Origin of the sequence: Symmachiella macrocystis (assembly GCF_007860075.1) — a bacterium.
In the GTDB taxonomy this organism is placed as follows: Bacteria; Planctomycetota; Planctomycetia; order Planctomycetales; family Planctomycetaceae; genus Symmachiella; species Symmachiella macrocystis.
Genome location: NZ_SJPP01000001.1, coordinates 2627309 through 2639389 on the forward strand (window position 1 = coordinate 2627309; position 12081 = coordinate 2639389).

A 12081-nucleotide genomic window follows, 5' to 3' on the forward strand; every position below is an offset into this window, starting at 1 on the left:
GCATGGCGGTTACGGGGTTCTGTTAAAAAGTATACCATACTAGGGAACACCTTTTGAGCCAGACTGAACCGTGCACCCCGCGTTCCTCAAGCCTCAAGCCTCTCCTTCTATTATGTACGACCCAGCCCATTTGATCGAAGACCTGCAACAGGTGTCAGCGTACGACCATGCAGCCGATTCGGTGGAGCTCATCGAAACGCATATCTCCTGGGTCCTGCTGGCGGGCGAGTTCGCCTACAAGATTAAAAAGCCGGTCGATTTTGGGTTTGTCGACTTTTCTACACTGGAAAAGCGCCTCAATTGTTGCCGCGAGGAGATGCGACTCAATGGACGATTGGCGCCGCAAATCTATCTAGAAATCGTGCCGGCCATCTTGGACGAAACCTCCAAGCCGCGGCTATTCGGGACCGGTCCGGCCATCGAATACGCCGTCAAAATGAAACAGTTTTCGCAAGACGCGCTGTTTGACAAGATGCTCCAGTGCGGAGAATTGCTGCCAAGGCATATCGACGCGCTGGCGGTCGAGGTGGCCGAGTTTCATCGCACGACGGATGTCGCAACCGCGGATGAGGAATACGGTGGACCGCAAGCAGTGTGGCAACCGGTCGCTGAGAATTTTCGCCACATCCCAGCATCGTCCGTATATCCACAGCGGACTGAACAAGTCGAGTTGTTGCACAAAGCAGCCGAGCGCGAATTTCATAGTCGCGGCGCGGTGTTTCGACGGCGCAAATCCACCGGCATGATTCGTGAATGCCACGGAGACCTACATCTGGGCAACATGATTGTGCTGGATGATAACGTTGTGCTCTTCGATTGCATCGAGTTCAACGCCGGATTGCGGTGGATCGATGTGATGAGCGAGATCGCTTTTACGGTCATGGATCTTGAGGACCGTGGTCGCCGGGATCTCGCCTATCGTTTCCTCAATGCCTACCTGGAACAGACCGGTGATTATGCGGGACTTGAGGTCCTGCGGTATTACCTACTCTATCGGGCCACGGTCCGCGCCAAGGTGGCCGGCCTCCGCTTGGCGCAGGAACCAGATGCCAAAGCACGGACGGCCGATGACCAGTTGTGTCAAAGTTATCTCGACTTAGCCGAGCAGTATTTGCAAAAGCCGCCGCCACGGATCGTGCTCACGCGCGGCATGTCAGGTTCGGGTAAAAGCACGGTGTCCCAGGAATTATTGCAGATTCTCCTGGCAGTGCGGTTACGCTCCGATGTGGAACGCAAACGAAGCTTCCCCGACGAGATGGCGGTCGATGAACGGTATTCCGACGCAGCAACCGCCGCGACGTATCGACAGATGTGTGACGGGGTGCGCGCAGCCATCAACGGGGGATTCACAGCGATCGCTGATGCGACATTTTTAAGTCGCCAGCGGCGCGATGAATTTCGCGACCTTGCCAACGAATTAGGTGCGGTGCTGGTGATCTTGGATGTCACCGCCCCAGATGATGTCTTGCGACAGCGAGTCGCAGCGCGGGCAGCGGCGGGACAAGACGTCTCCGAAGCCGGACTGTCTATTCTAGAGCGACAACTGAATCAGCGCGAGACGCTAGGTGTTGATGAAGCGGCTCAAGTCATCGAAGTCGACACGAACAGTTCTGTGGATTTCCAAGAATTAGCGGAACGGATCCACCAATTGTAAGTCGCGTCGCGACGCACCAATCTATGCGAACGCCTGCCCATAAAATGCGAGGTCAAACTATAGACCTGCGGTCATGACGGAGCCATATCGCAAGGCATAAGCACATCAATCGCACAGTCCGCGATTAGAGGATGCCGTCGCCAAAGGTTTCGTTTTGATTACTTGAAGCCGATTGAGTCATGGATGCCTTCGCCGTGCTGGGCGAGGTGGCGGGGGTTTGATGCGGTGAACCGGGCAGCTGTGTCCCCGACTCGATGCGACGTACCCGACTCGTTTCAGCCGACTCAACTGCTGATTCCGATGGTGCCGGCGTTTCTGGTTGGGGTTGAGCCCGTTGAGGAGGCGTGACTTCGGCGTCGTCGGCCAAAGCGGCAAAAGCATCCTCGCCGTAGTCGTCGTAACGGCAGATATAGTCCGGTTGATTGGCCCGCACCATTTCTTCGCTGAACGCCTCTAGCACGCAGGTTTGAATCATTTCCCGGCAACGGGAATTGATGGGGTGGGCGATGTCGGCGTACAGTTTGGCACGGCCGTCGTCGTCCTTGCAGGCGCGGTCTTCCTGCAATTTGGCGCCGCACTGGTTACAGAACAGTGCTCGCAAATGGTTCTTGGTGTTACATTGGGGACAGTGATCGGTCAATTTGCGGCTGGGCATCGCCACGAATGAACCTTTCGCGCCTTCGATGATTTTCAAGTCACGAATGACAAAACAAGAGTCGAATGTGATTGAACAAAAGGCCTGCAGTCGCTCTTGCGGATCGTCCATCAACTTAATCCGCACTTCGGTAATTTCCACGGCCATTCTCCTTCCATCTCCTAGGGCCGGCTTTCGACGGTGAACACGCTTCCGATACGCGTCGCATGGAGACGAGCCGCCACCGTCCTGGCGTGCTTCCTCTGGGTACAAATTCCAAAATAGCTCGTCCCGCTGCCTGACATCATGTGTCCTAGGACCGGCAGCCTGGCAAATGTCCTCCTCAACTGATCGACGTCTTGGTTCAACGTCGCTGCAGGCTCCAACAAGCAATTGTGCAGTTGTCGCCCCGCAAGTCCTAAATCTCCCTTCGCCAACGTCATTGCCAAGTCGTCAGCCGACCACTTTGATCCCGTCGGCCGGCAATGCTTAAATACTTCAGCAGTCGATAATCCCGTGTGCGGCCTGACGATGACGAAGTACAAACGCGTCGACCAGCGGAATGGTTCGACGATTTCACCTCGCCCACGACAGATGGCAGCCCGCGATGACAGGAAAAAGGGGACGTCGCTACCAAGCCGCGCGGCCAGATCATGCAACTGAGCCTGGGACAAACCCAAACGCCAGATCTGATTGAGGCCTAATAATGCGGCTGCGGCATCGGACGATCCTCCCGCCAAGCCGGCGGCGGCTGGAATCCGCTTGTGCAAGACGATGCGAGCTCCCGCCGAAGTCCCTGTCGCTTCACGAAGCGTCTCCGCTGCGCGAACCACGAGATTCGTGCGTCCCTCCGGTATTTCACTCTGTTGATCAACAACTGATTTGCCGCCACGGGAAGCCCCGTGACCCCAAACCGAAAACTCTATATGTTCAAAGGGTGCTGGTTCCAAGTGGAGTGTGTCATACAACCCAATAGGAACCATCAATGTTTCGAGTTCGTGAAATCCGTCCGCTCGACGTCCCAAGACCTTCAAAAACAAATTCACCTTGGCCGGTGCATGCACCGTTAGTGAATTGTTGCCCAGATGGCAAAGCATGGATTACGTCCTGCGAACCGTCCGATAGGGCGAGCTGCCTGATGTGAAATGAAACCCGCTGGCTGCCCCGCCGGGAATACTTCTCATCATGAGAGCTGTTTCCAACAGTGGTTCAAACCGCGACGGACAAGATGGGACCGTCGCTACCTATCAATACGCCGTAGACTTTATATCAAGAATGCTAAGGTTTTCGCGGTTTTTCGTCAAGACGGTTCCCAGAATCCGCTTCAGAGTAAACAGATATCCAACCCGCCAGACATGCTCAATGACATACAGCCTGCCTAACCTCCCAGGCACGCGAACAACATTGCTGTGGCCAGAGTATTCCATTTCGCGACGAGCCTGCTAACTATGTTGGCGTGTAAACACCGCTGGTCAAAATCGCGGCGACAATTTACGATCCACGCCGACGGCGCATCGGTCGCTGAGTCACACTTTTCTATTGCGACTAAGAACTGGACGGTGCATACATGGCGGTCTCCCCTTCCCCCACTCTTACGGACTCCTCCGGTTCCACCGACTCCACGTGCCAATGCTGTATCGTCGGCGGGGGACCGGCGGGCGTGGTGTTGTCGTTCTTGTTAGCGCGACGTGGTGTCGCCGTCACGTTGCTCGAAGCCCATCAAGATTTCGACCGCGACTTTCGTGGCGACACATTGCATCCCTCGACGATGGAATTGATGGACCAATTAGGACTAGCTGATGCATTGCTGGAATTGCCGCACAGCAAGTTGAGAACGGTCAGCATGCAGACACCGTCGGAAACCATCACCTTTGCCGACTTCAATGGCTTAAAGTCGCGCTTCCCTTTTATTGTGCTCATGCCGCAAAGCGATTTTCTGAAGTTCTTGGCCGACGAAGCAGCGAAGTATCCAAACTTTACGCTCATCATGGGGGCGAACGTTCAAGAACTGATTCAAGAAGACGGCGTCTGCGTGGGGGTCAAGTATCGCACCTCCGAGAGTTCCGAAGAATGTCGCGCCCCGGTGACGGTTGCGTGTGACGGCCGTTTTTCCAAACTCCGTAAACTGGCCGGGCTGACACCGGTCAAAGCAGCGCCGCCGATGGACGTCCTTTGGTTCCGCATGCCCCGCAATCCGGACGACGGTGTGGACCTCACGTTTCGCATCAACAACGGACACATGCTGGTCATGCTCGAGCGGGGCGACCATTGGCAATTGGGTTATCTGATCATCAAAGGTTCCTTCCATGATGTCCGCGAACAGGGACTGGAAAAGTTTCGCGAATCGATGGCCGCACTCGCCCCCGAGTTGGTCGACCGCCTAGAGACCCTCTCCGATTGGAAACAGATTACGCCACTGAATGTCGAAGCCAGCCGCTTGCCGCAATGGTCTAAACCGGGGCTGCTGCTGATTGGCGATGCGGCACATGTGATGTCCCCCGTCGGCGGCGTGGGGATCAACTATGCCGTTCAAGATGCGATCGAAACGGCCAACGTACTCTCCGAGCCGCTGCTCAAAGGCAACGTGACCACCGCGGACTTGGACTTGGTGCGAAAGCATCGCGAATTTGCCACGAAGGTCATCCAGCGATTCCAGGAGGTCATCCAAAAGCGGATCGTCCTAGCCGGTTTGGACGACTCACAAACCTTCCGCCCGCCCTGGTTTTTGAAACTCCCCATCATCCGCAACATGCCCGTCCGCCTGATCGCTTTTGGCGTCAATCGCTCCCGATTGAAGGAATGATGGCAGACCGGTTGGCTCAATGGGACTGATAGGCGTCAGCGCCGCAGGCGAAATTCGCGATCGATTTGGCGGTCGCCGTCGCGGTCTTCTTGGATCACGATCCGGCCGTTGCCGTCGGTTCGCATAACGCGGATACCGGGGCCGTTGCCGATTTGCTGAATCCAAGGACCGTCGGCGTTGACCACCGCTTTCCACAGGTCGTCCACGCGCTGTGGGTGTTGGTTGCCCAGTGCGGGAGGCTGCGGCCGTTCCTCGATTTTTTTAATGCCCCAGTAAGCCATCGAACCGGCAGCCAATGTTGTGAGCAAGATGGGAATCCAGTTCAACCCGGTTGCCGGCATTGTATTGGGCAGGGCGGTGAGTGGATCGATTCTTTCATACTCCTCGTCCGGGCTGTCACTCACGCGGGCATTCAGATAGGCAGTGGCGTTCTCAGCTTGTGACTCGTCGACCTGCAACACATAGTCGTGCCGCCAGCGTCCGGTCAGGGCGTCAAACTGTTCCTGAATGGTCAGCCGCGACTCGATCTGGGCGGAGTGCTCCAGGTCGTCGGCGAAATAACCCGCCTCCGCGGAATTGGAAAACCGCGCGACAGCGACCAGGTTTCCCGTTGCGGCATTCAGTGACTCCTCGTGAGATTGTTGGTCGATGGGAGCCGCCTCGGCATCGTGGGTGGCCACCGGCGCGTGACACGAAACGCAAACCGGCGAATGCACTGACAATAAATGACCGCAGCTATGACACTGACGCATCGAACACCCTTGCTCAAAACGAAATTCAAATCTGCTGTATTCGACCCTCATGCTCCGCGGTCAGGCCACGCTCCCATCATACGCAGCAGGCGGCGATGCATCCAGAAGATTCTTTCGACAATACGCCGCGCAAGGCAGTATCCACAGGTTGCAATCTGCCAAGGCTGCCTCAGTTTCCGTCTTTATTGGGGGAGTCTTCCTGATTCGACAGGCGCAAAAAAATCACCGCGGGATTGGCAGAGGGCCTATCCCGCGGTGATTGTCGAAAGTTCTGATGATTGAACGGGTTACAGCGTGTAGCCGTCCCGGTAATCGTTCTTGATGATTCCGGCAACTTCAGGAGCATTGGTTGCTTTGAGGTTTTTGGAATCCCATTCGATTTTCTTGCCATCGGCCCAAACCGCCAAGTTGCCGAGCAAAATCGTCTCGGTCAACGGTCCGGCGTAATTGACGAAGTTCGACGTGGCTTCCTTGCGCTGGCCGGTGATCGCCTGATGGTATTCGGTGAAGTGACCGGGCGATTCTTCGAACTCGACATTCGGTTCGCTGACTTCGCCGGTCGGCAGCAACATCCAGTTGTCGCCGTAATCGCCGTAGGAATACAGCGTGCCGTTTTCACCGACAATAATGGAACCGCTGTCATGCTTGAAGTCTTCGCCCAATAGCAAGGCAACGTCGGGCTTGTAGCCACCGTCGTACCAGATCAAGGGCAGCGCCGGACGGGCTTCATTGGCCGGGAATTGGAACACGATTTTTGATTGTTGCGGGTAGCTGTCGCGGTTGTGACCGGACGATTCCGCAACGATGGAGGTCGGATTCCGCAGGTCCAAGCCCATGAAGGGCATGTTGACCGTGTGGCAAGCCATATCGCCCAACGCACCGGTTCCGAAATCCCACCAACCCCGCCAAGCGAACGGATGGTACCCTTTGGCATAGGGACGTTCCGGTGCCGGTCCGAGCCAAAGATCCCAATGCACTTCCTTCGGCACAGCTTCCGTGGGCGGTCGTTCGCCCCCTTGTTTCCAGACAGGCCGGTTGGTGAAGATGTGCACTTCTTTGATCGTGCCCAGTCCACCTTCTTTAATAATCGCGGCTGCTTTCCGCAGACCGGATTTGGCCGTTCCTTGGTTGCCCATCATTGTGGGAACGCCGGATTCCTTGGCAATTTCGGCCAAGCGACGAGCTTCGTAGACGCTATGCGTCAGTGGTTTTTGCGTGAAACAGGCTTTGCCCATTTTCATCGCCATGGCGCTGGCCGGCGCGTGGGAGTGGTCCGGCGTGCTGACCGTGACCGCATCGATCTTGTCGCCCATCGTGTCGAGCATTTCGCGGTAGTCGACGAACTTCTCAGCCTTTTTGAATTTTTTCGAGGCTTTGTTGAGGTTGTTTTCGTCGATGTCGCAGATCGCAACTACGTCACCGTGCTGACCGGCATCAGCAGAGTCGCTACGCCCCTTGCCGCCCACACCAATGCAGGCGTAGCGTACGCGTTCCAGTGGCGAAGGTTCTTTGGCGAATGCTTTCGGGCCACCACTGACCCACCATGCGGCACCCAGTGCTGTCGTCGTTTGAATGAAATCACGGCGTGTCGTATCTTGACTCATCGACCGGTTCCTTAACTAAAGAATTTACAATATGGCGGGCGATGACGCCGGCCGGTTACTATTCATGACGGAAATTCCCAAAACAAAACGACTCAGCAGGGAAATCCGTACCACTCACAACGATTCAATCTCAGCCTATAAATAGGCTAACGTTTGACCTGACAGTTTGGCAACGCTGCCTGCAGTTTCTCGACACCCTCGTCGGTCACTTCCGTCCCGCCCACATCCAGAGCAGTCAGCTGCGTCAGTCCTTGCAGTTTTTCCAAGCCGGTGTCGGTCAGCTTGGTTTCCCGCATGTTGAGCGACTCCAGGTTTGTGAATTTGACAAGCTGTTCGGCACCGATGTCCGAGACCATTGTCTTTTCTAAGTTGAGCGTTTTTAGTTGTGTCAACGGCGCCAAGTGGACGAGGCCATCGTCGCTAACATCGTCGTACCACAGGTTTAAATACTCGAGATTCGTGAAAGGGGCGACGTATTTGAGGCCTTCGTCACCGACAATGGTTTCGCTCAAATCGAGACTAATGAGCCCTTTCGCGTCCTTCAAATACGCAAGGCCGGGGCCTTCGACCGACGTGTCGCGCAGTTTGAGTTTTTTCATCTTCGTCATGCCCGACAGGTATTGTAATCCCTCATCGGCGACTTGCGTGCTGTGCAGGCTGAGGTCGACAAGGTTCGTCAAATCCTTAAGGGACTCCATCCCTGCATCGCTGAGTTTGGTATCCTGCAACGCCAGGGCCTTCAATTTGGTCATTCCTTGCAGATTTTCGATGCCAGCGTCGTAAACGCCAAAGGAACGGAGTTTAAGATTTTCCAGATTTTTGAGCGACTTTAAGTGCTCCATTCCCACATCACCAATCAGCGTGCACCCCCGCAAGTCCAACAGTCGCAGATTGGACATTTTTCCGACCGGCTCCATTCCCACATCGGAAATATTCGACGTGTTATACAGCAAGTGAAGCTGCTCAAGATTCTCCAAAGCGACCAAGTGCTCAAGGCCGGCATCAGTCATCCCGCAGCGACGCAATCGCAGGATTTTGAGTTGTTTCAACTCCGCCACTTTAGCCAAACCGTCATCCCCCGGATCGGTTTTAGTGAGATCCAGATCCACCAGAGAGGGTAACCCGCTTAGGGCGACCAAGTCGTCGTCGCTGTACTTGAGTGATTCCAAGCTGACTGCCGAAACATTACCGGCATCGTTTTTGGTCAGTTGTGCTCCCAATTTCTCCAAGGCGGCCACAACTTGGGGGTGGTCCGGTTTCACCTCTTGGGGCGGCGCAGGCGTTTCGGTTTGAGAGGCGTTAGCAGGAGCAGACTTATCCCCCTCCGTATTGGGACAGCCGGTCAAACAGGCCAAACACAAAATCGCACTCAAACCGAACCGAACGTTCATTCCAATATCTCTCCGGGCAGATTTTAAAATTGCCGTTCCGGGCGTCATGTGATGCTGCGGAACGTGATGACACGGATTCTCCCGGCCGTCACGAGACACCCGCGATCTTCTACTGAATACGTTGAGAATCGCCGAAGCGCGGGGGGAAAGTCGGGGATTTTTATTTTAACCCGACGAAACGGATGTTGCACGCGACAGAACAAGATTCTTTGCCTCGGAGTCGTACAAATTCCACTCTCTCCCTGCTTTTTCTAACCGGACTTCTCGGAATTCGGGCTCCCAGCTATGATTTTCGCGATGACAGGCAGGGACGCGTGCTGTGGACGGTTCCCGCAGCACAAAAGTGCGAATAGTGTTCTCAGTTTATGTATTTCCCCCGACGAGGCTCAGGATGACCCTTTCGAAAATCGCTAAACTCATCAAAGACGGCCAACCGGAGCAGCCCGTTGAGGTGGCCGGCTGGGTCCGCACCAAACGCGAGTCCAAACAAGCCTTCGCGTTTTTAGAACTCAACGACGGCAGTTCGATGGCCGGATTGCAGGTGATTGTCGATGACTCGGTCCCAGGATTCGCCGAAAGTATCAAAGCCATCACCACCGGAGCCAGCGTGCGTGTCGCCGGCGTACTGAAGGAATCACCCGGTAAAGGACAGAGTATCGAACTGCATGCGGCGGAGCTGGCGGTGTTAGGCACGGCCGATGCGCAAAACTATCCCCTGCAAAAGAAGCGGCATAGCTTTGAGTTCCTCCGCGAAATCGCGCACCTGCGGCCGCGAACCAATACTTTTGGAGCCATCGCCCGTGTGCGCAATGCCCTGTGCGCCGCTATTCACAATTTCTTTCAGTCGCGGGGATTTTTGTACATCCACACGCCGGTCATCACCACCAGTGACTGCGAAGGAGCCGGCACAATGTTTCAGGTGACGACGCTCGACCTCGCCAAGTTGGCACAGGTGAAAACGGAGATCGATTACGGCCAAGATTTCTTCGGCAAGCAAGCCTCGTTGACCGTCAGCGGTCAGCTCGAAGCAGAAACATTCGCCAGTTCCGTAGGCGACTGTTATACCTTCGGCCCCACGTTTCGGGCGGAAAACTCAAACACAACGCGGCATCTGGCGGAATTTTGGATGGTCGAACCAGAGATGCCGTTTTATGAGTTGAACGACAACATGGACTTAGCGGAGTCGTTTATCCGCACAGTCCTCGCCGACGTCTTGGCCGCCTGTCCGGAGGATATGGAGTTTTTCAATCTGCGGATCGAAAAAACCATTTTGGAAACGCTCCACAACATCATCGACAACGACTTCATCCGCTTGCCATACACCGAAGCCGTGGAGATTCTACAGGCGAGTGGACAAGAATTTGAATATCCCGTTTCCTGGGGTATCGACCTGCAATCGGAGCATGAACGGTTTTTGACCGAGCAGCACTTCAAACAACCGGTGATTCTGTATGACTACCCGCGGAGCATCAAGCCGTTTTATATGCGCTGTAACGAGGATGGAAAAACGGTCCGAGCAATGGATGTTTTAGTACCGCGCGTGGGAGAGATCATCGGCGGTAGCCAACGGGAGGAGCGATTGGACGTGCTGACCGATCGCATGGCCGAGTGCGGGTTGGAAACCGAAGATTATTGGTGGTATCTGGATTTACGTCGTTACGGCAGCGTCCCGCACAGCGGATTTGGGTTGGGATTGGAGCGGACATTGCTGTTGCTGACCGGAATGGCCAACATCCGCGACGTAATCCCATTCCCGCGAACGCCGAAGAATGCGGAGTTTTGAGACAGGAAAAGTGGATGATTCTGAGAAATTTGCCGATAAGAGTGTGAGAATCACGGTCGAGACCCTCGACGTTTTAGGAATCTCTGTTATTATAGAAGTTGATCCGGTGAGAAAGCATTCACCCGCCGGAATCGACACAATGACGCGGGGTGGAGCAGTCTGGTAGCTCGCGAGGCTCATAACCTCGAGGTCGCAGGTTCGAATCCTGTCCCCGCCACTTAAACCCCGGAGTAGCGAAATGCGCGACCCCGGGGTTTTCTCTTGCGCCGGTGGAGAGACAATCGCGATTTTGTCGCAATATCGCCAGTCTCCGCAACGGGTTGCGTCACGGGTGGAGTCTCCCAACTGGGGTGCGTCTTTCACAAAGAGACTTCTCAAACGGCCAGTGACGGCCGTTCTGGCGCCCCCAAACCCCGAAACTCTCGGCTCGTGCAGAGAGTCTCTTTGTGTGGGTTAACGGGTGTTGGGTCCGCTCAATCGGTCCGAAATGTGATGGTTCTGATCCAAGTAGAAATCGCAACCCGTATAGATGCAAACGGCATGCGGGTAATCGAGTGGTTCATCAGAAGCCAGGAGGCCCTAGATTATTTCGTCGTCTTCGGTGACGCGCACTCCGGATTCTTTGAACTCCGACTACATGGAGCTTTACCATACGGAGCGGCTGCACGGCCTACACCTTGAACCTTCGCATAAAGCGTCGGCGCTTTTTGTTCATCTCTGACTTCCTCCTCAAAAGGAGGTTGCGATCTTCGCAAAGGAAGTCCAGATCGTCTCTTAAATTTTTTGTTTGCATATTGGAGATCTAACCGGATATTATCATTCTTCAATGTCACTTCGCTCCTACTATCGTTACGCGGTGATCAATTCGATTTCCTATGCTTTTCGATGTATTGCTTTTGCCAACGCGTTCATACGCAATTAACCAGCGGCGAATTTCCCAGACAGTATCACGGAGAAACCCATGAGTGACCAACGAACGAATCTTGTCGTTATTGACCATGACAAGATTAACGGTGCAAACACTGGGTTTGTAATAGAAATCAGCGGCCCCATCGATGAACACAGCGGCATTGAGTTGCACACGATGGGAAACACGATGCGTAGCGGGCAGATTGAAATCAGTGGCAGCAGACTGCAGATTTTCAGCCATCTACATTGCGCATTCAGCAAATTCCGGTTTTGGTCGCCAAAATTTGCACACCACACGATTGTTCGCGGCCAAGAATACGTCAAGGAAATTATTACAGAGGATGATTAGCCTCCTGCAATTTCAAGGCCCCAAACCAAAAGCAAGGGTATGCCCCATTCGCTGAGGCACTTGCTCCCAGGGTATTGACCTGCCCCCATGGATGACACCAGTCACATGACTTAGTGTTCAATTGTATCACGGGTTGTTCTGTTCGCCTGCTGGAGCGTAGCGGAAGCCGGCGAACAGAACAGTTTCGTCTCCGGCACCGGGG

9 protein-coding genes and 1 tRNA gene are annotated in these 12081 nt (G+C 54.8%); 5 read left to right on the forward strand and 5 right to left on the reverse strand.

The features are described from left to right. Positions 1 to 112: 112 nt before the first annotated feature. Entirely contained in the window at positions 113 to 1654 is a 1542-nt protein-coding gene (locus CA54_RS10155) for a bifunctional aminoglycoside phosphotransferase/ATP-binding protein (RefSeq protein ID WP_146370661.1), read from the forward strand. Positions 1655 to 1778: 124 nt separating this feature from the next. Here CA54_RS10155 and CA54_RS10160 read toward each other — a convergent pair whose 3' ends face one another. Both CA54_RS10160 and ispE read right to left on the reverse strand, forming a co-directional pair. Beyond that, the gene (locus CA54_RS10160; RefSeq protein WP_146370662.1) at positions 1779 to 2450 is read right to left on the reverse strand and encodes a septation protein SpoVG family protein; all 672 of its coding nucleotides are present in this window, start codon (positions 2448 to 2450) and stop codon (positions 1779 to 1781) included. Between the two features lie 20 nt (positions 2451 to 2470). Then, positions 2471 to 3385 carry a 4-(cytidine 5'-diphospho)-2-C-methyl-D-erythritol kinase gene (gene ispE, locus CA54_RS10165; protein WP_146370663.1) on the reverse strand — a complete coding sequence of 305 codons (915 nt, stop codon included), beginning with the start codon at positions 3383 to 3385 and terminating at the stop codon, positions 2471 to 2473. Between the two features lie 470 nt (positions 3386 to 3855). On the opposite strand from ispE, the gene CA54_RS10170 reads away from it, so the two are divergent. Beyond that, the gene (locus CA54_RS10170; protein WP_146370664.1) at positions 3856 to 5091 is read left to right on the forward strand and encodes an FAD-dependent oxidoreductase; all 1236 of its coding nucleotides are present in this window, start codon (positions 3856 to 3858) and stop codon (positions 5089 to 5091) included. A 35-nt stretch (positions 5092 to 5126) separates the two neighbouring features. On the opposite strand, the gene CA54_RS10175 is transcribed toward CA54_RS10170, so the two are convergent. From CA54_RS10175 to CA54_RS10185, 3 genes are all read right to left on the reverse strand, one after another. Then, positions 5127 to 5771, reverse strand: a complete 645-nt coding sequence (locus CA54_RS10175; protein WP_146370665.1) for a hypothetical protein — start codon at positions 5769 to 5771, stop codon at positions 5127 to 5129. A 359-nt stretch (positions 5772 to 6130) separates the two neighbouring features. Further along, entirely contained in the window at positions 6131 to 7447 is a 1317-nt protein-coding gene (locus CA54_RS10180) for a Gfo/Idh/MocA family protein (RefSeq protein ID WP_146370666.1), read from the reverse strand. A gap of 146 nt (positions 7448 to 7593) precedes the next feature. Beyond that, positions 7594 to 8838, reverse strand: coding sequence for a hypothetical protein (locus tag CA54_RS10185; RefSeq protein ID WP_197532348.1), 1245 nt, complete (start codon positions 8836 to 8838; stop codon positions 7594 to 7596). A 391-nt stretch (positions 8839 to 9229) separates the two neighbouring features. Between CA54_RS10185 and asnS the strand changes: the two genes are divergently transcribed. From asnS to CA54_RS10200, 3 genes are all read left to right on the forward strand, one after another. Beyond that, the gene (gene asnS / locus CA54_RS10190) at positions 9230 to 10621 is read left to right on the forward strand and encodes an asparagine--tRNA ligase (RefSeq protein WP_146370668.1); all 1392 of its coding nucleotides are present in this window, start codon (positions 9230 to 9232) and stop codon (positions 10619 to 10621) included. Between the two features lie 143 nt (positions 10622 to 10764). Then, positions 10765 to 10838: transfer RNA gene (locus tag CA54_RS10195), tRNA-Met, on the forward strand. A gap of 744 nt (positions 10839 to 11582) precedes the next feature. Continuing rightward, positions 11583 to 11879 (forward strand): hypothetical protein, encoded by a 297-nt coding sequence (locus tag CA54_RS10200; RefSeq protein ID WP_146370669.1) that lies wholly within the window; start codon positions 11583 to 11585, stop codon positions 11877 to 11879. The last annotated feature ends 202 nt before the right edge of the window (positions 11880 to 12081 follow it).

Bases quoted from the DNA above. Each gene is read 5' to 3' on its own strand.
- CA54_RS10155 (WP_146370661.1), top strand. From the start codon at position 113: ATGTACGACCCAGCCCATTTGATCGAAGACCTGCAACAGGTGTCAGCG.
- CA54_RS10170 (WP_146370664.1), top strand. From the start codon at position 3,856: ATGGCGGTCTCCCCTTCCCCCACTCTTACGGACTCCTCCGGTTCCACC.
- CA54_RS10185 (WP_197532348.1), bottom strand. From the start codon at position 8,838: ATGAACGTTCGGTTCGGTTTGAGTGCGATTTTGTGTTTGGCCTGTTTG.
- CA54_RS10200 (WP_146370669.1), top strand. From the start codon at position 11,583: ATGAGTGACCAACGAACGAATCTTGTCGTTATTGACCATGACAAGATT.
- asnS (WP_146370668.1), top strand. From the start codon at position 9,230: ATGACCCTTTCGAAAATCGCTAAACTCATCAAAGACGGCCAACCGGAG.
- CA54_RS10180 (WP_146370666.1), bottom strand. From the start codon at position 7,447: ATGAGTCAAGATACGACACGCCGTGATTTCATTCAAACGACGACAGCA.
- ispE (WP_146370663.1), bottom strand. From the start codon at position 3,385: ATGCTTTGCCATCTGGGCAACAATTCACTAACGGTGCATGCACCGGCC.